This window comes from Labilibaculum manganireducens, assembly GCF_963665805.2.
GTDB classification, from domain to species: Bacteria; Bacteroidota; Bacteroidia; order Bacteroidales; family Marinifilaceae; genus Labilibaculum; species Labilibaculum manganireducens.
Window position 1 is genome coordinate 3,383,888 of sequence record NZ_CAXXEE010000003.1, and the last position, 25,521, is coordinate 3,409,408.

10 protein-coding genes are annotated in these 25,521 nt (G+C 38.5%); 8 read left to right on the top strand and 2 right to left on the bottom strand.

The genetic code is table 11. The features are described from left to right. Nucleotides 1–242 precede the first annotated feature (242 nt). Both ACHZAX_RS13200 and ACHZAX_RS13205 read left to right on the top strand, forming a co-directional pair. The gene (locus ACHZAX_RS13200) at nucleotides 243–803 is read left to right on the top strand and encodes a hypothetical protein (protein WP_101311101.1); all 561 of its coding nucleotides are present in this window, start codon (nucleotides 243–245) and stop codon (nucleotides 801–803) included. Nucleotides 804–817: 14 nt separating this feature from the next. Next, nucleotides 818–3,250, top strand: a complete 2,433-nt coding sequence (locus tag ACHZAX_RS13205) for a cache domain-containing protein (RefSeq protein WP_320019447.1) — start codon at nucleotides 818–820, stop codon at nucleotides 3,248–3,250. A 7-nt stretch (nucleotides 3,251–3,257) separates the two neighbouring features. On the opposite strand, the gene ACHZAX_RS13210 is transcribed toward ACHZAX_RS13205, so the two are convergent. Together ACHZAX_RS13210 and ACHZAX_RS13215 are read right to left on the bottom strand one after the other, a co-directional pair. Continuing rightward, nucleotides 3,258–4,283 (bottom strand): PorP/SprF family type IX secretion system membrane protein, encoded by a 1,026-nt coding sequence (locus ACHZAX_RS13210; RefSeq protein WP_320019448.1) that lies wholly within the window; start codon nucleotides 4,281–4,283, stop codon nucleotides 3,258–3,260. Beyond that, the gene (locus ACHZAX_RS13215) at nucleotides 4,283–14,419 is read right to left on the bottom strand and encodes a T9SS type B sorting domain-containing protein (protein ID WP_320019449.1); all 10,137 of its coding nucleotides are present in this window, start codon (nucleotides 14,417–14,419) and stop codon (nucleotides 4,283–4,285) included. The genes ACHZAX_RS13210 and ACHZAX_RS13215 overlap by 1 nt, the downstream gene beginning before the upstream one ends. A gap of 613 nt (nucleotides 14,420–15,032) precedes the next feature. On the opposite strand from ACHZAX_RS13215, the gene ACHZAX_RS13220 reads away from it, so the two are divergent. The 6 genes from ACHZAX_RS13220 (at nucleotide 15,033) to ACHZAX_RS13245 (ending at nucleotide 25,499) form a co-directional block, all read left to right on the top strand. Continuing rightward, a complete protein-coding gene (locus ACHZAX_RS13220; RefSeq protein WP_320019450.1) occupies nucleotides 15,033–18,044 on the top strand; it encodes a SusC/RagA family TonB-linked outer membrane protein in 3,012 nt (1,003 codons plus the stop codon). Between the two features lie 19 nt (nucleotides 18,045–18,063). Then, nucleotides 18,064–19,599 carry a RagB/SusD family nutrient uptake outer membrane protein gene (locus ACHZAX_RS13225; RefSeq protein ID WP_320019451.1) on the top strand — a complete coding sequence of 512 codons (1,536 nt, stop codon included), beginning with the start codon at nucleotides 18,064–18,066 and terminating at the stop codon, nucleotides 19,597–19,599. A 115-nt stretch (nucleotides 19,600–19,714) separates the two neighbouring features. Continuing rightward, a complete protein-coding gene (locus tag ACHZAX_RS13230; RefSeq protein WP_320019452.1) occupies nucleotides 19,715–21,430 on the top strand; it encodes a LamG domain-containing protein in 1,716 nt (571 codons plus the stop codon). 87 nt (nucleotides 21,431–21,517) lie between these two features. Beyond that, nucleotides 21,518–23,224 (top strand): family 43 glycosylhydrolase, encoded by a 1,707-nt coding sequence (locus ACHZAX_RS13235; RefSeq protein ID WP_320019453.1) that lies wholly within the window; start codon nucleotides 21,518–21,520, stop codon nucleotides 23,222–23,224. Between the two features lie 11 nt (nucleotides 23,225–23,235). After that, nucleotides 23,236–24,669, top strand: a complete 1,434-nt coding sequence (locus ACHZAX_RS13240) for a glucoamylase family protein (RefSeq protein WP_320019454.1) — start codon at nucleotides 23,236–23,238, stop codon at nucleotides 24,667–24,669. Between the two features lie 41 nt (nucleotides 24,670–24,710). After that, nucleotides 24,711–25,499 (top strand): carboxylesterase family protein, encoded by a 789-nt coding sequence (locus ACHZAX_RS13245; protein ID WP_101309005.1) that lies wholly within the window; start codon nucleotides 24,711–24,713, stop codon nucleotides 25,497–25,499. Nucleotides 25,500–25,521: the final 22 nt, after the last annotated feature.

The following is a 25,521-nucleotide window of genomic DNA, read 5'->3' on the forward strand; positions in this document are numbered from 1 at the left end:
CTTTATCCACATCAAAATCAAGCCAAAGCATAAGTTTGCTTATTTACGATGATTCTGAATTACAAATAACAAGCATGATTTCACAAGAATTAAAGTCAAAAGATTAACAATTTTCAATTTGTTTCGTATTTAATTTATGATTTTAAAACATAAAAAGACTCAATTTTAAATTGAATTTGTAAACCATTCATATAATTTCACTTCTTTTGTTCTCTTAATTACCAATTGAGAAAAATTATTTTATGAAATATACTTTTACTGCAACAAATTTAGCGAAGCTTAGCGAAGAGTATTCTGAGAATCAAAATTTTGTTCTTAATACACTCCCACGGTTAAAAATTCTTCATGCAATAAAAAAAGACCTAAATACCATTACTAATTTGGAATGGAACATAGAATACAGTCCTGTAAATATGAACATGAACCGTGTAACAATCCACTATAAAAATCAAACATATAAAGATTTCAATTTTTTTTATGAGATTCCGCTTTCCTTAAATTTTGAACTACGGGTCTATCTTTCCAACTCATCCATCCATTTTATTGATTTGTACAATTTTCTTCTTGAAAAGGAAATCCTTGCCAAAGATCAATTTTCGATAAAAGCGGCTTATCATACTATTCCACATTTCATAATCAACAAAAAAACCAAGCGTTACGACATAAGTATCATCAATAAATATTCTTACACAAATGAGTTTAATAAAAACTTAATTGATGAAAATGTGAAGAATGATATTCAATCCGGATTTGAAATATTTAATCCGGTTTTTGACCAAATAATAGAACAATTCAAAATTTGAGTTAATTTTAGAATATGAATTTAAGGCCTTTAAAGCAGAAGCAAAATAATCTTAGTATTAGTAGAGCCTACTTTTTACTATTTCTTGTCTTAACGGTAAGCTTTCTTGTTGGAATAGGAGGCATTTGGATCTATAAAGAAGTCTCAAAATTCGCAATTGAATCAGAAGCACTTAGAATTAAATCCATCGCTCAACAAAAAAAATCGCTGATAAGCAAAACCGAAGAGTGTACTAATTTTATCAATTATCAGAATACTCAGGCCGAAAACAGAATTAAAAACAGACTTAAAAACTTTGTTAATCAAGCACATGCTATTGCATCGAACATTTACAGACAAAACAAAGGGAAAATCCCTGATCAGGAAATAAAACGCAGAATTAAGCAAGCTATTTCCCCCATGCGTTTCTCGAATAATAAAGGATACGTTTTTATTAACACCTTGGCTGGAAAAGGTATTCTATATCCTTTATCAAAAGAAAAGGAAGGACAGAATTTAATTGATTTTCAAGATCTTAACAAAAACTATCTCATTAAGAATGAAATCAACTTAATGATGTTTCAAGATGAAGCTTACACTAAATATGAAAATCCGAATAAAATAAAAAACAAATACAACGCTTACACAAAGGTATCATATATCAAGAAGTTCATACCTTACAATTGGTACTTTGGGAGCTTCTCCTTTTTAGATGACCTGCAGGATGAAAATCAAAAAGAAGCGTTAAATAGAATTAGTCAAATCAGCCTTGCAGATAATAATTCCTTCTTTGTATATAAAAAAGACGGAACCTGTCTGCTTCATAATAATACTGAAAGTATTGGGAAAAACTACCGAGACTATAAAAATGCTCTTCGTAGAAATAATGTTGAAAATCTTTTATCACACGCAGTGTTAAAAAAGGAAGGTTTTATCGAATATGAAGATCCTTATTCGAATCGAGGCAGAAAGGTCTCGTACATTGTAACAATTGAAGATTGGGATTGGATAATTGGAGCAGGTATATATACAAGAGACATTGACGCAAACATTCAAACAGCTCATATTGAATTGCGGAAAACGGTTTTAAATTATATCTATCAGATTATTATTTTGATTGGAATTACCATTCTAATCTTCTATTTTACTTCGAAATTTATTTCAAAGAAGATGAATCGAAACTTCGTTTCATTCAATAATTTTTTCCGTAAAGCATCCACTCAATCCATTAAAATTAATCCTGATGAATTGTATTTTCCGGAATTTCGGGATATGTCGAAAACAATTAACAGAATGATTGACATTCGTAGTCAGAAGGAAAAAGAATTAGAAATTGCTAAGGAACGTGCAGAGGAATCTGATCGTTTAAAATCTTCCTTTCTTGCCAACATGTCTCATGAGATACGGACTCCTATGAATGCTATTATTGGATTCTCCGAGTTACTACAAGAAGATGATATACCTTACGACACCAGAAGACAATTTTTCAGTCATATAAAAAACAGTGGAAACGCCTTACTAAATTTAATTAATGATATAATCGATTTTTCCAAAATTGAATCGGGTGAGCTTAAAATTTCAAGAACTATTTTTAATTTGAATCAGCTTTTTGATGAATTGCATCAAACTTTCGAAAAAATTAAAACGGGCAAAGGGAAAGATCATATTGATCTTCAATTCCTAAAAGGCTTAAATAACGAACAATCTGTTATTTACACTGACCCTTTTCGCTTAAGACAAATTATTACAAATCTCGTTGAAAATTCGTTAAAGTTCACCGAAAAAGGCAGTGTTATAGTTTCGTATCAATTAAATGGGGGTGAAATAATCTTTTCGATAAAAGATACTGGAATTGGAATATCTAAAGACAAGCAAGATGTTATTTTTAATCAATTTAGACAAGCAGATGATTCCCATGCTAGAAAATATGGCGGAACTGGTCTGGGACTTTCCATATCAAAAAAACTGGCAAAACTTTTGAATGGTAAAATGTGGCTGGAATCTACCGTAAATGTTGGAAGCAGCTTTTTCATCAGTATCCCTTATCAGAAAAAAAAGTCTTCTGCAGTAAATTCAACATCAAATGAGGATTCTGATTTCAATAAAAAATTAGCCGGGAAAAAGATTCTGATCGTGGATGATTATAAGGTGAATCTCACCCTCTTGGAAAAAATGCTTAAAACGACAGGAGCTGAACTCATCATTGCTCAAAATGGAAAGATAGCCGTTGATTATTGCATGAATAACCATTTTGATTTGATTCTATTAGACCTGCAAATGCCAAATTTAAATGGCTACGACACATTTAAACTAATTAAAAAAGATAGCCCAAACACAAAAATAATTGCTCAGACAGCCTATACCTTAGCCAATGAAGAAGAACAGGTTCTTAAGTCGGGATTTGATGGCTTTATTACCAAACCAATTATCAAGCAGGAATTAATTGAAATTATCCACAGGATGATTTAATGAAAGTCTAGAATTTCGGACACTTAATTCGACCAATTTGTCTTCGGCGCCTAAGATTTTTTTCCATAGAACCTGACGATCTGTTTTTAAACCTCATTAAAAAAGAAATTTCGTGAGCTCCTGTGTTTGTGTGTATTAATTTAGAAACCGTTTTATCATAACTATATGAAACCTGCCACCAATCACGAATAATTCCTAATTGCAGGATTATTGCATCGTATTCCAACTCCAAATTATCTCTGTACCACATTCCGTAAATAACAGAACCTTTTGAGAGATATAAGCCGTAATTTAGCTGTCGGTTAGCTCCTTGTTGTTGAAGTAAAAAATTAGGAGCTAAACTAAAATCAGCTCGATGCAAACCATTTCGGAAAACCGGCACGTTAACACCACAATGTAAAGTGTATTTTCTTGGCAACTTAGAATAGTCACTTTCATTTTTAAAAGTTTCGTCTGGTTCTGTTACATGATGAGCAGCAAACCCAATAAACCAATTTTTAAAGGAAGCGATCATTCCGGTTGAAAAATCGAAATAATTCCTGCTTAAGTGATCAATAGCCCCTTCTCCTGTAAAAGGATTTATCAAGCCATTGATATAAAATTCATCAGTCTGGTCCGGATAAGTAAAATTGGTGTCATCCAACTTTCGTTGAATAAATGAAACCTGAAAGCCTGTTTTTATCAACAAATCACGGGACACCCGAAGTGTGTAGGAATACATCCCACTTGCCGTTGTGGTACTAATTGTTCCATCGCCTTGTTCATCCTGCATAATCTGAAGTCCAAAACCACCGCCAAGCACATTTACATATTGGTCGTAAGCTACGCTGTAGCTTATGTACGCTGAGTTTAACTCAGGCCACTGATTTCTGTATCCAAATGAAATTCTGGGATCGAAATCGGAACCGGCAAATGCCGGATTCAAATAAATTTTATTCGCATAGAACTGAGAGAACTCTACATCTTGTGAAAACAGATTTAAAGAATTCAATAGTAGTATAATAACACTTACTATTTTCAGTTTGTTTCTCATTATCTAAATAAGGTTACGGTACCGTGAGCCCGTTCTTTTCCACCATAAAAAATCATCCAAACGTATACGCCAATTTCGGATTCTTCTCCTTTATAGGTTCCGTTCCAGCCATCGTATTTCAACTCATTATTACTGACGACATCTTTTCGCAACTCGAAAACCTGCTCACCCCATCGTGAATAAATATACAATTCAAAATCGGTAACTACACCTTTAAAAACAGGATAAAATATCTCATTTGGGCCTTTCCCGTTTGGTGTAAAAACATTTGGAACAACCATTTTAGGTTGTAACAATTTCACTGCTGCTGCTGATTGTGCAACACAACCAAAATCATTCATTACCTGAACAGAATAGTCGCCGGGTTCTTCAACCTCAATACTTCTCCAATCTGATCCTGTGCTCCAATAGTAAGAAGAATAACCCGCACCAGCATCTATCGTAACAGTCTGACCTTTGTAAAAGCTTAAGGTATCTGCAGCCAAACTTAACTCAGGACTAGGATAAACCTCTACATGCAAGGTATCTGTGCCCATTATACCGTATACATCCCAAACACTTACGATATAATTGCCCGATTGGTTCACATTAATTGTTCTTGTTGTTTCACCGGTACTCCATTGATACCTTTCCCAGTGCCCTGGATCCAGCATAAGAGAGGTTCCCTGACAAATACCGGCATTTCCCCCCAAATTTATATTTGGAACAGGATTTACAGCTACTTTCACTTTCCCATTACCTCTGCAACCGTTCATATCTACAACATTCACAGCGTACTCTCCGTCTCGGTCCACTTTTAAAAATTGTGAGCTTTCCTGATTGTTCCACTCATACTGAACATATCCACTGCCTGCATCAAGTAAAAGAGTAGTTCCTTCAGCAATTGTAGTATCGCGCCCCAAATAAACATTCGGATTATCGTGGACAAATATTCGAATTTCATCATTCCCCACGCAACCAAAATCATCAGTAGCCTTCAAGGTAAATTCACCCTCTTCGTATACATAAATTTCTTTTGTTTGTCCGCCGGGAATCCATTCTGAATGATATCCATCAGGTGCTTCAATAATCAACTCTTCACCTGCACAAATAAACAAGTCAGGCCCCAGATCAACTATAGGAAGATCATGAACAACTACATTTACAGAATCGTAACCTATACATCCATTCAAATCTCGAACCTCAACAGAATAAACACCACTGGTATAGGCCAATCTTGTCTGAGTTGTAATTCCATCATTCCATGAAAAGCTTTCGCCATCACCTATATCCAACATCACAGATTCTCCATAACACATATCAATCTGATTTGGAAGAGAATTAATTGGCAGATGAATTATTTCAACATGAACACTATCGGAGCCAAAACATCCATTCTCATTTATAATATTTAAAGTGTACCATCCGGTATCCCCTGCCTTAATTGAATAATTTGTTTCGCCCACTAGCTGAGAACCATCCTTATTCCATTGATACGAATATCCTGTTTGAACAGGACCTTCTATATATGTGGAATCTCCATAACAAACCAAATTTGTTGAGTAAGATAAAGTAAAATCAAAAGCCGGGTAAAAATTTACTGTAACACTATCTGTTGCAACACATCCGTTCGCATCTGTAAAATCAACAAAGTAATTATTTGGATCAGATACTGTAATTGTTTGAGTCGTTTCACCGGTATTCCACAAATAACTGCCAATTTGAGTTCCCGCATCAAGAACTACAAAATCTCCATCGCAATGTGTTTGATCTGCTCCCAAATTAACTGTTGGGTTGGCATGAATGGTTGCATTGGCATCGTCTGTTGCGAAACAGCCGTTAGCGTCTGTAACTACAACTGAATAATTACCACTCGCTGAAACTGTAATTGTCTGCGTGGTTTCTCCTGTACTCCATAAATAGGTTGATCCTGCATTGCCGGCATCAAATGTGATCGTATTTCCTGAGCAAGTCTGCTGATCTGCTCCCAAATTAACTGTTGGCTTCGGATGTATTGTTGCATTGGCATCATCACTTGTTGAACAGCCGTTGGCATCTGTTACTGTTACGCTGTAGTTTCCTGAAGTAGAAACTGTAATGCTTTGAGTGGTTTCGCCGGTACTCCATAAATAAGTTGATCCTGCGTTGCCGGCGTCAAAAGTGATCGTATTTCCTGAGCAAGTCTGCTGATCTGCCCCAAGGTTTACTGTTGGGTTGGCATGAATGGTTGCATTGGCATCGTCTGTTGCTGAACAGCCGTTGGCATCTGTTACTGTTACGCTGTAATTTCCTGAAGTAGAAACTGTAATTGTTTGTGTTGTTTCACCGGTACTCCATAAATAAGTTGATCCTGCATTACCGGCATCAAATGTGATGGTGCCTCCGGCACAGGTTTCCTGATCAATTCCTAAATCAACAACTGGATTTGCATGGATAGTTGCATTGGCATCGTCTGTTGCTGAACAGCCGTTGGCGTCTGTAACTACAACTGAATAATTGCCACTCGCTGAAACTGTAATCGTCTGAGTGGTTTCACCGGTACTCCATAAAGAAGTTGATCCTGCGTTGCCGGCGTCAAAAGTGATCGTATTTCCTGAGCAAGTCTGCTGATCTGCCCCAAGGTTTACTGTTGGGTTGGCATGAATTGTAGCATTTGCATCATCACTTGCAGAACAGCCGTTGGCATCTGTTACTGTTACGCTGTAGTTTCCACTTGTCGAAACTGTAATCGTCTGCGTGGTTTCACCGGTACTCCATAAATAAGTGGCACCAACATTTCCTGCATCAAATGTGATCGTATTTCCTGAGCAAGTCTGCTGATCTGCCCCCAAATTAACTGTTGGATTCGGATGTATTGTTGCATTGGCATCATCACTTGCTGAACAACCATTCGCGTCAGTTATAGTTACTGAATAGTTACCACTCGCCGAAACAGTGATTGTCTGTGTTGTTTCACCGGTACTCCATAAATAAGTTGATCCTGCGTTGCCGGCGTCAAAAGTGATCGTATTTCCTGAGCAAGTCTGCTGATCTGCCCCCAAATTAACTGTTGGGTTTGGATGTATTGTTGCATTGGCATCGTCTGTTGCTGAACAGCCGTTGGCGTCTGTAACTACAACTGAATAATTGCCACTCGCCGAAACTGTGATTGTCTGTGTTGTTTCACCGGTACTCCATAAAGAAGTTGATCCTGCGTTGCCGGCGTCAAAAGTGATCGTATTTCCTGAGCAAGTCTGCTGATCTGCCCCAAGGTTTACTGTTGGGTTGGCATGAATGGTTGCATTGGCATCGTCTGTTGCTGAACAGCCGTTGGCATCTGTTACTGTTACGCTGTAATTTCCTGAAGTAGAAACTGTAATTGTTTGTGTTGTTTCACCGGTACTCCATAAATAAGTTGATCCTGCATTACCGGCATCAAATGTGATGGTGCCTCCGGCACAGGTTTCCTGATCAATTCCTAAATCAACAACTGGATTTGCATGGATAGTTGCATTGGCATCGTCTGTTGCTGAACAGCCGTTGGCGTCTGTAACTACAACTGAATAATTGCCACTCGCCGAAACTGTGATTGTCTGTGTTGTTTCACCGGTACTCCATAAATAAGTTGATCCTGCGTTGCCGGCGTCAAAAGTGATCGTATTTCCTGAGCAAGTCTGCTGATCTGCCCCAAGGTTTACTGTTGGGTTGGCATGAATTGTAGCATTTGCATCATCACTTGCTGAACAGCCGTTGGCATCTGTTACTGTTACGCTGTAATTTCCTGAAGTAGAAACTGTAATTGTTTGTGTTGTTTCACCGGTACTCCATAAATAAGTTGATCCTGCATTACCGGCATCAAATGTGATGGTGCCTCCGGCACAGGTTTCCTGATCAATTCCTAAATCAACAACTGGATTTGCATGGATAGTTGCATTGGCATCGTCTGTTGCTGAACAGCCATTGGCATCAGTAACTACAACTGAATAATTGCCACTCGCCGAAACTGATATTGTTTGTGTTGTTTCGCCGGTACTCCATAAATAAGTTGATCCTGCGTTGCCTGCATCAAATGTGATGCTGTTGCCTGAACAGGTTTCCTGATCAATTCCTAAATCAACAACCGGATTTGCATGGATAGTTGCATTGGCATCGTCTGTTGCTGAACAGCCGTTGGCATCAGTTATTGTTACGCTGTAATTTCCTGAAGTGGTAACAGAAATTGTTTGTGTTGTTTCTCCGGTACTCCATAAATAAGTGGCACCAACATTTCCTGCATCAAATGTGATCGTATTTCCTGAGCAAGTCTGCTGATCTGCCCCCAAATTAACTGTTGGATTCGGATGTATTGTTGCATTGGCATCATCACTTGCTGAACAACCATTCGCGTCAGTTATAGTTACTGAATAGTTACCACTCGCCGAAACAGTGATTGTCTGTGTTGTTTCACCGGTACTCCATAAATAAGTTGATCCTGCGTTGCCGGCGTCAAAAGTGATCGTATTTCCTGAGCAAGTCTGCTGATCTGCCCCAAGGTTTACTGTTGGGTTGGCATGAATCGTTGCATTGGCATCGTCTGTTGCTGAACAGCCGTTGGCATCAGTAACTACAACTGAATAATTGCCACTCGCCGAAACTGATATTGTTTGTGTTGTTTCGCCGGTACTCCATAAATAAGTTGATCCTGCGTTGCCTGCATCAAATGTGATGCTGTTGCCTGAACAGGTTTCCTGATCAATTCCTAAATCAACAACCGGATTTGCATGGATAGTTGCATTGGCATCGTCTGTTGCTGAACAGCCGTTGGCATCAGTTATTGTTACGCTGTAATTTCCTGAAGTGGTAACAGAAATTGTTTGTGTTGTTTCTCCGGTAGACCATAAATAAGTGGCACCAACATTTCCAGCATCAAAAGTAATGCTGTTTCCGGCACAAATTTCCTGATCAATTCCTAAATCAACAACTGGATTCGCATGAATCGTTGCATTGGCATCGTCTGTTGCTGAACAGCCGTTGGCATCTGTTACTGTTACGCTGTAGTTTCCACTCGCCGAAACTGTAATCGTCTGTGTGGTTTCGCCTGTACTCCATAAATAAGTTGATCCTGCGTTGTCGGCATCAAATGTGATGCTGTTGCCCGAACAGGTTTCCTGATCGACTCCCAAATTAACTGTTGGGTTCGGATGTATTGTTGCATTGGCATCATCTGTTGCTGAACAGCCGTTGGCATCAGTTACTGTTACGCTGTAATTTCCACTCGCTGAAACTGTGATTGTCTGCGTGGTTTCGCCAGTACTCCATAAATAAGTGGCACCAACATTTCCTGCATCAAATGTGATCGTATTTCCTGAGCAAGTCTGCTGATCTGCTCCCAAATCAACAACCGGATTCGGATGGATAGTTGCATTGCCATCGTCTGTTGCTGAACAGCCGTTGGCATCAGTTATTGTTACGCTGTAATTTCCTGAAGTGGTAACAGAAATTGTTTGTGTTGTTTCTCCGGTAGACCATAAATAAGTGGCACCAACATTTCCAGCATCAAAAGTAATGCTGTTTCCGGCACAAATTTCCTGATCAATTCCTAAATCAACAACTGGATTCGCATGAATCGTTGCATTGGCATCGTCTGTTGCTGAACAGCCGTTGGCATCTGTTACTGTTACGCTGTAGTTTCCACTCGCCGAAACTGTAATCGTCTGTGTGGTTTCGCCTGTACTCCATAAATAAGTTGATCCTGCGTTGTCGGCATCAAATGTGATGCTGTTGCCCGAACAGGTTTCCTGATCGACTCCCAAATTAACTGTTGGGTTCGGATGTATTGTTGCATTGGCATCATCTGTTGCTGAACAGCCGTTGGCATCAGTTACTGTTACGCTGTAATTTCCACTCGCTGAAACTGTGATTGTCTGCGTGGTTTCGCCAGTACTCCATAAATAAGTGGCACCAACATTTCCTGCATCAAATGTGATCGTATTTCCTGAGCAAGTCTGCTGATCTGCTCCCAAATCAACAACCGGATTCGGATGGATAGTTGCATTGCCATCGTCTGTTGCTGAACAGCCGTTGGCATCAGTTATTGTTACGCTGTAATTTCCTGAAGTGGTAACAGAAATTGTTTGTGTTGTTTCTCCGGTAGACCATAAATAAGTGGCACCAACATTTCCAGCATCAAAAGTAATGCTGTTTCCGGCACAAATTTCCTGATCAATTCCTAAATCAACAACTGGATTTGCATGGATAGTTGCATTGGCATCGTCTGTTGCTGAACAGCCGTTGGCGTCTGTAACTACAACTGAATAATTGCCACTCGCCGAAACTGTGATTGTCTGTGTTGTTTCACCGGTACTCCATAAATAAGTTGATCCTGCGTTGCCGGCGTCAAAAGTGATCGTATTTCCTGAGCAAGTCTGCTGATCTGCCCCAAGGTTTACTGTTGGGTTGGCATGAATTGTAGCATTTGCATCATCACTTGCAGAACAGCCGTTGGCATCTGTTACTGTTACGCTGTAGTTTCCACTTGTCGAAACTGTAATCGTCTGCGTGGTTTCACCGGTACTCCATAAATAAGTGGCACCAACATTTCCTGCATCAAATGTGATCGTATTTCCTGAGCAAGTCTGCTGATCTGCCCCCAAATTAACTGTTGGATTCGGATGTATTGTTGCATTGGCATCATCACTTGCTGAACAACCATTCGCGTCAGTTATAGTTACTGAATAGTTACCACTCGCCGAAACAGTGATTGTCTGTGTTGTTTCACCGGTACTCCATAAATAAGTTGATCCTGCGTTGCCGGCGTCAAAAGTGATCGTATTTCCTGAGCAAGTCTGCTGATCTGCCCCCAAATTAACTGTTGGGTTTGGATGTATTGTTGCATTGGCATCGTCTGTTGCTGAACAGCCGTTGGCGTCTGTAACTACAACTGAATAATTGCCACTCGCCGAAACTGTGATTGTCTGTGTTGTTTCACCGGTACTCCATAAAGAAGTTGATCCTGCGTTGCCGGCGTCAAAAGTGATCGTATTTCCTGAGCAAGTCTGCTGATCTGCCCCCAAATTAACTGTTGGGTTGGCATGAATGGTTGCATTGGCATCGTCTGTTGCTGAACAACCATTCGCGTCAGTCATCACAACAGAATAATTCCCGGAAGTGGTCACCAAAATTCCTTGCAAGGTTTCTCCTGTGCTCCACAAATATGCAGATCCTGGATGGCCTGCGTCAAACATGATGTTATTTCCATTACATTCCTCTTGGTCTGCACCCAAATCTACAATTGGATTTGGATGAACGGTAATATTTATATCATCAGTTCCTGAACAGCCGTTGGCATCAGTTACTGTTACGCTGTAATTCCCAGAAGTTGAAACCGTAATAGTCTGAGTGGTTTCGCCTGTATTCCATAAATAACTCGCACCAACATAACCGACATCCAAACTAATTGTATTTCCCTGACAGATCTCCTGATCAAAGCCTAAATTCAAATTCAGGTTACTATTGATATCAACCCTCACAGTATCCAATGCAGGATTTACACAAGGAACAATTGGTTGCGCACTTAGCTCTATATCAATAAATCCATTTAAAATATCAGCACTACCAGGTGTATAAGTAGGATTCAAAATTCTGGTATTGTCAAAAAAACCATCCCCTAGACTTCTCCAGATAAATGAAGATTCATTGCTTACAACACCGCTCAAACTTGCTGTCCCTGATTCACAAATAGCAAGATCTGAACCTGCATCAGCAGTTACATGCTGAATAACTTCAACCGTTACATCTAATGGAATCTCAGATAATTTATACATACTAATACCATCCAAAGCAAAAGCATTGTCAACACCTGTTGTACTTGTATTATTGATTTGAATATTTAAATAACTTGAACTATCTGAATAAACCAGTCTTTGATATTTATCCCAATTACAAGGAGAATTGGTACTAAAGCTTTCGATTACAACACCATTAACAACAAACTCAAAATCATCAAAACTATCATTTTTAAGATTTGTAATATTCAATGCAAATACGTAATAGCTATCTGGATCTACAGTAATATTCTGTTCCCAAACTGTATTATTTACAGATCCACCTTCAACAACCATTACATTATCGGGAGAATTTCCTGTTATTCCTGAACAGGCAGCTTTATCACTGCCAAAGAATTCTGTATTTCTATTAATGGTATATTTACTTGAACGCGAACTACACCTCCAAGAACTTGAACAATAGTAATAGTCACTTTGAAAACCTATATTCCCTAAAGTAAAATCACCATTCTCAACCAACTCTAGAGTTTCATCAATATAAAAAACACGAAGATGATATGTTGTTGTTGAATCCGGCGATACAACTACCCTTGAAGAAAGACCATCAACATCCCAATTAAACAGAAAATCATTTCCAGCATAAAGCTCAACCGATTCGTCTCTGCAAATAATGGTATCATTTAGAGTAACATCAGGAATATTTCCGGTTGAACTGGTTATATTAATCATATCCATAGCAGAACAACCATTCATATCATAAACACGAACAGCGTACAAACCTGGCTTATCAACATCCAGATATCTGTTTCTTGATCCATCATCCCAAATATAGAAGAAGTGACTTCCTGCATCCAATCGAATTACGTCACCTGCGTTCAAAACCTGATCAGGTCCCAAATCAACCACCGGAGGTGGAACCAAAGTCACGTTAATATCATCTGTTGCATTACAACCATATGCATTTGTGACAGTAACGGAATAATTACCATCACCATATACAATAATCTCTTGTGTTGTTTCACCTGTACTCCAAAGATAAGTTGCTCCTGAAATTCCCGCATTTAAAACCACTGGATTTCCGGAGCATACTGTGCGGTCAGGTCCCAAGTCAATTGTTAGATTTGCATAGAAACCAACATAAACATTATCAGTCTCAACACAATTAAAAGAATTTGTCACTTCAACAGAATAGGTTCCGGCTGTTGACACTTCAATGGTTTGGGAAGTTTCCCCTGTATTCCATGAATAAACTGAACCTGCATTCCCCGCATCTAAAATAACATTTCCACCACCACATGATGCCTGATTATCACCAAAACCAATAACAGGAACAGGATTCAGATTAAGAGTTAAAAAATCAGAGACAGCTCCGCAAGGTGAATTCGAATTAGCTGTTGCTGTAAGTATTACACTGCCAGCGGCTGCATCATTACTTCCCGGAGTGTAACTAGAATTAACATTTGAAGGATTAGAAAAAGTACCATCACCTGAAGTTGACCACAAGAAACCTGTTTGGTTGGAAACTGTTGCGCTCAAACCTGCAGTTTCATTACCACATATAGTAATATCTGAGCCCGCATCAATAGCCGCAGGTTCAATTACTGTAACTGTTCTGCTGTCCGGCACTTCAACCAAAGGATTAAAAGAAATACCATCCAAGGCATAATCGTTACCACTTCGGATTAAATTTTTATTTACAATTGATATTTCAATAGATGTTTTTGTACCTGAATACCACAAAGAGTAAAACTCTTCCCAGTTACAAGTTAAACCAACACCAGGTTCAATATAATCCCCCATTAAAACTCCATCAATCATAAATTCCAATCGAGCCGGATTGGTTGGATGAACATTTGCAGCCCAAGTAGAAAATGCATAATATTGATTCGGATTTACCGTAATGGTCTGGCTCCACACAACTACGTTTTCATCGGGAGCACCATTAACAATCAACATTTTATCAGGATTATTTCCTGTATGACCAGAGCATGTGGAAAAATTGGGGTGATAAGCCTGAGGATTACTGTCAACAGCATATCGTCCCTCTTGATATAAAGATTCACTAGCTGAAGGATTGGCAAGAGAAAATACTGGATCCGGACAATAAATATATTCACTATAAAAGCCAATGTTTCCAAAATCAAAGTCACCATTGGAAATTAACTCAGTTCCTGTATCCGGAACAAAAACACGAAGATTGTATGTGGTTGTTACTGCCGGAGAAACACTAATTGCAGATGAAAGTTGTCCTGTACTCCAATTGTACATGTATGAACCTGTTTGTGCTTCTAAAATAACAGATTCACCAACACAAATAGTTGTATCATTAACTGGCCTCACAATTTGTGCTGTTCCAGAATGATAACTAAATCCTATAACTATCGTAACACCAATAAGCTGTAGAAATCTTTTCATATTCACTCTTTCGTTAAAACCATCTACTCCAAACCTCCAAGCATCTGCCTTTTGATGAAAGGCTATTTTTTTTACTTTAATTACGCAAATTTAACGATTAAAGTTTGGCTTTTTGTAACTTGATTTGCTTTACTCTTCAAAAAAACACCTAACCAACAGGATATGAACAAATTGCTCGTTTGTTTAATTTTTATTAAAATACAGACTAAATAAAAATGCGGCTGGATTTGTTGATTAATAAGTCTGAACAATCCTATTTTTTCAGTACCTTAAATACAGCCACAAATCCGAAAACGATTTCGTAAAATGATACTTTTCAGCCCTCCATAATTTAATTATGATTTATTAAACCAAACTAAAATTCAAATTATTACCCCAACATACTCACTACCCAAATATAAAAATATCGTTTAAATACATTATCACCTCAAAATATTTCACATTTTTAAACATAGATAAAGTATCTAATTAAAAGACACTTAACAACCATACGTAGTGGCAATGTTGTGTTAATTTTTATTTCTGTTGAGGTTTAATAAACACGATCAATTTGGAACAAACACCTATATAGGCCGACCTTTATGAGGTTATTAATAATCAAAAATAAAAGAGCATGAGATTACTATTATCTAACCTAATTCTTTTGTTGTTTTCTATATCTGTATTTGCACAAAGCAGTACTAACATTACAGGTATAGTTACAGACCAATCTGAAATGCCATTAATTGGTGTTACCGTATTTGTTAAAGGAACCACTTCAGGAACTGTAACAGATATTGATGGGAACTACAGCATTGAAGCTTTAAGCAATGCTACACTCGTTTACAGTTTTATAGGTATGAAAACACAGGAAATTCCTGTAAATAATCAAACCTTAATCAATGTGTCTTTACTTGAATCTACCACAGGTCTGGATGAAGTAGTTGTTATTGGATACGGAAAGATGAGCGTAAAAGATCTAACGTCATCAATAACAACAGTAAAATCAGAAGACTTGGTTAAAACTCCTTCTGGTAACGTTATGCAATCGTTACAAGGGAAAGTTGCAGGACTTCAGGTTATTAGTTCCGGGGAACCGGGTAAATCACCAACCATACGCCTTCGTGGTATTGGTTCTTATCCCGGACATGACAATGAAGGGCCTTTGTATGTTGTCGATGGAGTATTTTACGACAACATCGATTTTTTAAATACGGCTGATGTTGAATCAACCTCAGTACTTAAAGATGCGTCAGCGGCTGCAATTTATGGAGTGCGGGCTGCAAATGGAGTTGTATTAATTGAAACCAAATCCGGTAAACGAAATCAAAAAGCCAAAATTAATTACAATGGCTATTACGGATATCAAGTGGCTCAGAATGTATTGAAAATGGCAAATGCTGAACAATACACGAATATGGCCTTAGAATCAGGATCGGCGGCAGATGAACAATTCATATTAAATGCGATGCAGCGATACGGCAGAAGTCGTATAAATCCAAATGTACCAAACGTAAATACAGATTGGTATGACGAAATTATGCGCACTGCAGCTATTCAAAACCATAGTTTAAGCGTATCCGGAGGCAACGAGAATGCCACCTACTCAATTGGAACAAGTTTCTTTACCCAGGAAGGTATTTTGAATATGAAGAATGAGTATGAACGTTTTAACCTTCGTTCAAAAATTGACTTTCAGGCAAATGAGTGGTTCACAATTGGAGGAAATGTAATACTGAGTAATTCGACCAAATATGAACCCGAATCGGCTGCTTGGAATGTGGCTTATTTTGCGGTACCAATTATGCCTGTTTACGATGAACTAAATACTGCTGCAAGCCCAACAAAATATGCGAGTGCTGAAGACTTAGGGTATCGGGGAGGTAAAAACCCGTTTCCAACAATGGATTTAAGTGAAAATCGTATTAGAACAAAAAAAGTACTTGCAAATTTCTATGCTAAACTGGATCTAATACCAAAAAAATTAAATTTCAAAACCACTTACAGTCAGGATTTCACTTCACAGGAAGGACGTTTTGTTGATCTTGCCTATTTTGTCAGCACTAATTTTAAGCGTACTGATGACTCGGTTCAAAAAAACTCTCAAACTACTACAAACCAAACATGGGATAATATTTTAACCTATGCCGACAGCTTTGGAGGGCACAACCTTGTCCTTATGGCTGGATCATCATACAGAGATGAAACCTGGAATTATCTTAGTGCAACCGGTTTAAATTTCCCATCTGGACTTGAAGAAAACTGGTACATTAGTAAATCACAGAGTAAACCATCTGATAGTGTTAATGATGACGGAAGAAAACAGTATGGGATGTCCTATTTTGGAAGAATGTCTTATAATTTCAACAACAAATATTTACTTTATGGAACAATGAGGGCTGATGGCAGCTCAAAGTATCAGGAGAAATGGGGTTATTTCCCAACTGTTGGTGCTGGTTGGGTTCTTTCAGAAGAAAACTTCATGAAGGATGTAGAACTTGTTGATTTTTTAAAATTTCGCGCAAGTTGGGGTAAACTGGGAAATAATAAAATCGCGGCCAGCGATGGTGCAAATTCAACCAACGTTGTAACAACTGCAATTGATGGCGTTTTAGTTTCCGGAACAACAACCTCGAGTACCTACTCTTCTCTAAAATGGGAAGTTACCGAAGAAACAAACTTTGGTATTACAACAACTCTTCTTGCGAACAGATTATCTGTAGATGCTGATTATTATATCCGCGACACAAAAAATGCAGTTATAGATGTTACCAATCCTCTTATAGGAGGCACTGTAAGAAGAAATGCCGGAGAAATAAGAAACTCGGGATTCGAGCTGGCTTTAAATTGGAGTGACAATATTACGAAAGATTTAAAATACTCAATTGGAGCAAACTTTTCTACTCTTAAAAACGAAGTAAGGGATTTGTTTGGTCAGCCATATATAGACGGAGGACAAGCAGAATTTCGTCAACGTTCGATTGTAGGTGAACCATTATTGGCATTTTTCGGACGTGAGGTAGTTGGTGTTTATCAAAATGAGGCTGAAGTCGCCGCTGATCCTGTTGCCGTGGAAAATGGGTTAGCTCCCGGGGATTTAAAATACAAAGATCAAAACAAGGATGGAAAAATTGATGATGACGACAGAGTTGTTTTAGGCTCTTATTTTCCAAATTTCATGTACGGTGCAAATCTTGGCATAACCTACAAAAACTGGGAATTCACAATGAACATTTTAGGACAAACCGGAAACAAAATTCTCAATCGTAAACGCGGTGAGTTAATCTGGACAAATGATGGCAACCTGGATGCTGATCTTGCAAAAAACCGTTGGCATGGTGAGGGAACATCAAATAAATATCCTTCCTCTGCAGGATTAAGAAAAGGCTGGAACCAAAAGATGAGTGATTATTTTGTTGAAGATGGATCCTACTTCAGAATTCAGAACATTCAAGTTGCTTACAATCTAAGACAAAAGGTAGTGTTTGGTGTAAAAGTTCCTGATGCTAGAATTTCATTCACTGCAGATCGTCCTTTAACCGTATTTAGCTACAATGGATTTAATCCTGAAGTAGAAAATGGAATTGATACACAAACCTATCCTATTCCTGCAGTATATACACTTGGCTTAAATGTTAATTTTTAATTCGAAAAAACATTTCATCATGAAACTATTTAAATATTCTATACAGATCACCCTTGCAGCAGCTGCAATTCTATTTGCAACGGCCTGCGATGACAAATTAGACGAACCAGCCGAGAATATTGCCATTACTGACAGCACTGATTATTCTATTGCTGAAAATATGATTTCACCCTTACTTGGTCTTTATGCTGAATTCAACAATAAAGGCTGGGAAACAAATCCATTAATGTCTGTTCGGGGAGATGATGTGAATGCAGGAGGTTTAGGTGATCAGCAAGATTTTGCCGAGACTGACCGATACAATTACAACAAAGATTTCTGGATGTACAATTCGGCCTGGGAAGGTGAATACCGCGATGTAATCACCTCTCACAGTACAATGGAGCAAATTCAATTGTATGCCGACAAAACAGGAAACCAAAACTTAGGAGACCAGTACATTGCAGAAGCAAAAACAATTCGCAGCTGGATTCTCTTTAATATATCCCGAACATGGGGAAATATTCTGATCCCAACGAGTTCAGATCCTACAGAATTATTGGTTGCAGATATCACATCAAAAAATGATGTAATGCAGCACATCTCTGATCAAATGGACGAGGCAATTCCTTTTTTACCGGATATGAATCCGAATCAAAGAACTGATATTCGTGGCGGCGTAACCAAATACACCGCACTTGCGATAAAAGCTCTTGCAAATTTGGAATTGAAAAACTATCAGGCTGTTGCTGATGCTACTTCGCAAATTATCAGTTCAAATAAATTTAGCTTGGAAGCTGATTTTTACGAGCTGTTTAAAATTCCCGGGAAGCTAAACAATGAAAATTTGTTAGAAATGCAATATTCTGACTTCGGACAAGGTTCAGGCGACAGTAAAAGTTACCTTTTCGAATTCTTTGGCCCTCAAAGTTGGACTCCTGCAGTTGAAGGAGCCGGCAGTGGCTGGGGATTTTGGGAACCTAGTTTGAAATACATCAAATTCATGCTTGACAGAGGTGAAACTGTTCGTTTGGAAACCAGCGTACTCTTTACAGACCGAGGCATTGCAGAAATTCAAAAAGATCCGAACTACACAACTCTACCTTCGTGGATTTCAAACACAACCCGATCGGGAGATGTAATTAATGATTATGCACGTGCACTTTTTGCAAGCGGCAAGCACTATTTACCATCAGATCAGCTTACACCTGGACGTACTACATACGGCACAAACAAAAACTTCACCTGCATTCGTTATGCTGAAATATTATTAATGCATGCCGAAGCCATAACTCAAGGCGCATCAAGCTCATCAATATCTGCAGATGCTGCGGTTAATTTAGTTCGGGAAAGAGCTGGTTTAACAGCAATTTCAGGAGTTACAAATGAACAGGTTATGGATGAAAAATTTGCTGAGTTAGCCATGGAATGGGGAACACGCTTTTTTGATATGGTTCGTCTTGAAAAATACAACGAGTTAAGCTACGAAGGAAGAACCTTTAATGCTGATTTGATTTACTTACCCTATCCTCAAAATCAAGTTGATTTACTTCCAGTCTTAAAAGGCAGCAACTAATAATTTTGATCATTAAAATGAAGAAAATGAAACGACCATGTAAAAAAAATTACACCCAAGAGAATGAGTGTAATTGGGGAGTTCCATCTGATCATAAAATAAAAAATATAAACAGATGAAATTATTTAAAAATATACTAATCACAATGATTGCTCTCGTATTTGCTACGGCATGCGACGAAGGAATTGATCCGATTACAGCAGTGAAACCAGGAGTGGATGAAACTGCCCCTGTAATCAAAATAAACTACCCTACCGAAGGAACAATCATAAAAGTTCTTGATCTGGTTACCTCAATTGACATTGATATAAAAGTAACCGATGATATCGAAATTGGAAGCATATCTGTTTTAATGGACGGAACTGAGATAGCCAATTTTACAACATTTACTGATTATCGGATAGCTCTTGAAAAATTTACCTATGACAATGTAGCAACAGGAAATCACATTATGACTGTAACAGCCACCGATTTGGAAGGCAAAAGCACTACTTCCTCGGTAAATTTCTCAAAAGAACCTCCTTATACACCACTATTTGAAGGTGAAGTGTTCTATATGCCATTTGATGGTGATTATTACGAATTGGTAAACATTGTACAAGCAGCTAAAGTTGGCTCTCCAGGATTTGCAGGAGAAAGTTTAATCGGAACTGATTCTTATTCGGGAACTACCAATTCTTATCTAACCTACCCAATTGCCTCATTACTTTCATCTGAATTTACTGCTGCATTCTGGTATAAGGTGAATCCATCGCCGGATCGGGCAGGAATTCTTGTTGTGGGAGATGATGAAACTGATCGTAATCAGGGATTCAGATTATTCCGGGAAGGAAATGGTGCCGAGCAAAGAATTAAGCTTAATGTAGGTATTGGTACGGCTGAAGTTTGGAATGATGGTGATATTATCGACGTTGCCGCCGGAGAATGGGTACACGTCGCTTTTACCATTTCACAAACACAGTGCACAATATTCTTTAACGGTGTCGAAATGAGATCTTCCCCTTTGGAGGCAGGTATTGATTGGACTGGCTGCGAAACATTGACAATTGGTGCCGGAGGCGAAACATTCAGCTATTGGAATCATCTTTCGGATAACAGCGCGATGGATGAATTACGTTTATTCAATAAAGCGTTAACTGCAGGCGAAATTCAAGATATGATTAATGTTACCAATCCGTACGAGCCTAAATATGGTGAAACATTCTACATGCCTTTCGATGGAGACAATACCGATTTAATTAGCTACAATGAAGCCACAGTAGTAGGTACAACAGGTTTTGCGGGCGAAAGTGCACTTGGAAGTGATGCTTTTGCAGGAGCCACTGATTCTTACCTTACTTTTCCTACAGAAGGGCTGTTTGGAGAAGAGTTTAGTACTGTATTTTGGTACAAAGTAAACCCAAGTCCAGACCGCGCTGGAATTCTTGTAGTTGGAAATAACATTCCTGAAAATCGCAACCAGGGCTTTAGATTGTTTCGAGAAGGCAGTGCAACCGAACAAAGAATAAAATTAAATGTTGGTACCGAAACAGCAGAAGTATGGAATGATGGCGGTGTTATTGATGCAACTGCCGGCGAGTGGGTGCAAATTGCAGTCACCGTTTCCTTAACAAAATGCACAGTTTATTTCAACGGTGTGGAAATGTTATCCTCAGATCTTTCGAAAGGTATTGATTGGACCGGATGTACCACGATGACGATTGGTGCCGGAGGTGAAACTTTCAGTTACTGGAATCATTTATCCGATTCAAGCTTCCTTGATGAATTACGTATTTTTAATACGGCTCTTTCGCAGGAAGAAATTCAAACAATATATGATGCAGAGAAGTAATCTCTCTGTATAGAATTTTTAATTCCAGAGGTTTCTCACAACCAGAAACCTCTGGAATACAATATTACTCAACCAGAATTAAAACCAATGCTCAGACTATTAACCATCCTTTTAACTTTTGTAAGTGTTGCAGCTTTTTCTCAGCGTACAGCAGAAACTTATTGCAATCCGCTGAATATTGACTACACCTACATGATTTACAATTCCCAAAACGACCTTTCCTATCGCTCTGGAGCAGATCCTGCTGTAGTGGAATTTCGCGGCGAATACTACCTGTTTGTAACGCGGTCATTAGGTTACTGGCATTCTACAGATTTGCTAAACTGGGATTTTATTCAACCGGAAAAATGGTATTTTCAAGGATGCAATGCTCCTGCCGCACACAACTACAAAGACTCAGTTCTCTACATGACCGGAGATCCTTCCGGTTCTATGAGTGTGCTATATACCGATAATCCTAAAAAAGGAGATTGGAAAATTGTCCCTGCCATTCTCAATAATCTTCAGGATCCTGATCTGTTTATTGATGATGATGATCAGGCCTACATCTTTTGGGGATCTTCCAATACATTTCCGATAAGAGGCAGGAAGTTAGATAAAAACAAAAGATTCATTGCAGAAAAAAATACCACTGAATTATTCAGCCTTAACCAGAAAATTCACGGATGGGAACGATTTGGAGAAAACCATTCCGATACCCTGCTTAAAGGATATATGGAAGGTGCTTGGCTAACAAAGCACAATGAAACCTATTACATGATGTATGCTGCACCGGGCACGGAGTTCAATGTTTATGCTGATGGTGTTTACACAGCGAAAAGTCCAATGGGACCCTATACTTACCAAGCTCATAATCCGGTAGTGTACAAACCTGGTGGATTCATGAACGGAGCCGGACATGGAAGCATCGTAAAAACAACCTTAGGTGCTTACTGGCATTTTGGATCGATGGCTCTTTCTGTCACTGATATTTGGGAACGCAGACTTTGTATGCATCCAATTTTCTTTGATAAAGATGGATTAATGTATAGCAATACCCGATTTGGAGATTATCCACATTATGCCCCAAATTCGAAAGAAAAAACCGGCGAATTTCGTGGGTGGATGCTTCTGTCTTACAATAAACCAATTAAAAGTTCATCTCCCCAAGGAATTGAAAACCTTACGGATGAAAATGTAAAAACATTCTGGTTGTCAAAAACCAATACTGGAGGAGAATGGTTTACCATCGACCTCGAAAAAACAATGGATATAAGAGCAATCCAGATCAATTTTCACGATCATAAATCGGATATGTATGGCAGATATGAAAATTTGAAACATCGTTATCTGATTGAGTACTCTACTGATGGATCAAATTGGAAATCATTAATTGACAAGTCTAATAGCTTTAAAGACACACCCAACGATTACGTTGAACTAGATCAGGCTTATAAAGCAAGATTTTTAAAGTATACCAATATTGAGGTTCCTACTCCATCGCTTGCAATATCTGATATTCGAATATTTGGAAATGCTTCAGGAAAAGCGCCATCAACAGTAAAAAACTTTAAGGTTGAACGCTTAAAAGACCGACGCGATGCAAAGATCAGCTGGAAACAAATGGAAGACTGCCAGGGATATAATATCATTTGGGGAATAGCTCCGGACAAGCTATATAATTCATGGATGATTTATGGTAAAAATGAACATTTGCTTAAATCACTTGACTCTGACAAAACCTACTACATCACAATTGAAGCATTTAACGAAAATGGCATTTCGAAAACCTCTCAGGTTATTGAAGTAAAATAAGACAACAAGTTATGAACTATACAATTTTACTATCTCTTTTCATGCTTCTTTCATCATGTGGTAAAGATAAAGAGGTAAACATTCCCGAAGAGGAAACCGGCAATAATGGCCCAAAAATTTATCAGGGATTATCCGATGAAATGTTATTGGATACCATTCAATATTATACTTTTCAGTATTTCTGGGATGGTGCAGAACCCAATTCGGGTTTGGCTCCTGAGCGAATCAATTTATCAGGTATTTATCCGCAAAACGATCAGCATGTTGTAACAACCGGAGGTTCGGGTTTCGGGCTTATGGCTGTACTTGTTGGAATCGACAGAGGTTTTATTTCGCGCGAAGAAGGCGTGCAGCGATTCGAAAAGATAGCCGGTTTTTTGGAAGAAGCAGATCGTTTTCACGGCGCCTGGCCACATTGGATGGATGGAAAAACAGGGAAAGTAGTTCCCTTTGGACAAAAAGACAACGGCGGCGATTTGGTTGAAACATCCTTTCTTGCGCAAGGCTTGATCTGTGTTCAGGAATACTTTAAAACCGGATCGGAAAAAGAAAAACAACTGAGCGAAAGAATTAAAAATCTTTGGCACGGTATTGAATTTAATTGGTACGAAAAAGACGGCAGCGATGTACTTTACTGGCATTGGTCCCCAAATTATGCATGGGAAATGAATTTTCCTCTGGAAGGCTATAATGAGTGCTTAATTACGTACATCACAGGAGCCTCATCGCCAAACTATTCCATTAAAGCCGATTCATACCACAAAGGCTGGGCCCGAAATGGAGACATTGTTCAGCCAAGTTCAAAATACGGATATACTTTAAATCTAAAACACAATGGCAATCCATCTGCCGGAGGACCTTTGTTTTGGGCACACTATTCCTATTTAGGTTTTAATCCAAGTATCAGTTCTGATAAATATGCCAACTATTGGGATATTAATGTTGCTCATACAATGATGAACCGGGCTTATTGCATTCAAAACCCAAAAAAATTTGATGGATATGGCGAAAATCTGTGGGGATTAACAGCCAGCTATTCCATAAAAGGGTACAGCGAATGGGAACAAGGAGGCGGAAGAGAACGCAATGATTTGATTGCAAATGATCTCTATTTGGGTTATGCTGCTCATAATCCCGATAAAGACTATGGAATCATCGCTCCCACCGCAGCTCTGTCCTCTTTTCCTTATGCGCCGGAAGAATGTATGAAGGTGGCAAAAAATATTTACTTCAATCTGGGAGACAAAACCTTTGGTAAATATGGCCCATACGATGCTTTTAGTGTTGAACACAATTGGTATCCGAGAAGTTATTTAGCCATCGATCAGGGGCCGATTGTATGCATGATTGAAAACTACAGAACTGGTTTGCTTTGGAATTTGTTCATGAACTGTCCGGAAGTAAAAGAAGGATTAAACAAACTGGAATTTACTATTCAACAGTAAGTTATAAATCGTGATCAAACATTATCTAAGAAACATTCACAATGAAAAAAATTAACACTATATGTCTCGGACTGATCCTTTTTTTGAGTTTAGGGCATACTTATGCTCAAGACTTAAACCAGTATCAGAAGGCCAATTTTATTCTTGGACAGGACACTTTAAAATATCGAATCCTTTATCCTGAAAACATGGAAAAAGGAAAGACATATCCATTGGTATTATTTCTTCATGGTTCCGGTGAAAGAGGGACTGACAACCAAAAGCAGCTGACTCATGGAGCGAAGCTTTTTCTGGATCAAACAAACAGAAAAGAGTATCCTGCTATTGTTGTTTTTCCCCAGTGTCCCCCAGATATTAAATGGACACATCGATTAAAAGAAAAATCAGCAGAAGGAGACTGGATTTTTAAATTTCCTACGGAATCAGGCCCCACAAAACCAGCTTACATGGCCGATCAGTTAGTAAATAAAATAGTAGAGGAAGGAAACATTGACCCGAAGAGAATTTACATCATGGGCTTATCAATGGGAGGAATAGGAACGCTTGAGTTTTTGTACCGTTGGCCGGATAAGTATACGGCTGCTGCTGTGATTTGCGGCGGACACAACCCGAAATTGGTCACAAAATATTCCCATGTTCCAATTTGGTTTTTTCATGGTGGCAAAGATGATGTTGTACCCGGAAAGTATTCTAAACTAGTCTACGATGAGCAAAAAAAATACAATGCTGAATCAAAATACACACTTTATCCGGAAGCCAATCACAATAGCTGGGATCAGGCATTTGCAGAACCTGATTTAGTAAAGTGGCTCTTTAGCAAGAGCAAATAATTAATTACAAATAAACAATAAA

Coding starts and splice junctions, on each gene's coding strand:
- ACHZAX_RS13200 (WP_101311101.1), top strand. CDS start 243: ATGAAATATACTTTTACTGCAACAAATTTAGCGAAGCTTAGCGAAGAG.
- ACHZAX_RS13205 (WP_320019447.1), top strand. CDS start 818: ATGAATTTAAGGCCTTTAAAGCAGAAGCAAAATAATCTTAGTATTAGT.
- ACHZAX_RS13210 (WP_320019448.1), bottom strand. CDS start 4,283: ATGAGAAACAAACTGAAAATAGTAAGTGTTATTATACTACTATTGAAT.
- ACHZAX_RS13215 (WP_320019449.1), bottom strand. CDS start 14,419: ATGAAAAGATTTCTACAGCTTATTGGTGTTACGATAGTTATAGGATTT.
- ACHZAX_RS13220 (WP_320019450.1), top strand. CDS start 15,033: ATGAGATTACTATTATCTAACCTAATTCTTTTGTTGTTTTCTATATCT.
- ACHZAX_RS13225 (WP_320019451.1), top strand. CDS start 18,064: ATGAAACTATTTAAATATTCTATACAGATCACCCTTGCAGCAGCTGCA.
- ACHZAX_RS13230 (WP_320019452.1), top strand. CDS start 19,715: ATGAAATTATTTAAAAATATACTAATCACAATGATTGCTCTCGTATTT.
- ACHZAX_RS13235 (WP_320019453.1), top strand. CDS start 21,518: ATGCTCAGACTATTAACCATCCTTTTAACTTTTGTAAGTGTTGCAGCT.
- ACHZAX_RS13240 (WP_320019454.1), top strand. CDS start 23,236: ATGAACTATACAATTTTACTATCTCTTTTCATGCTTCTTTCATCATGT.
- ACHZAX_RS13245 (WP_101309005.1), top strand. CDS start 24,711: ATGAAAAAAATTAACACTATATGTCTCGGACTGATCCTTTTTTTGAGT.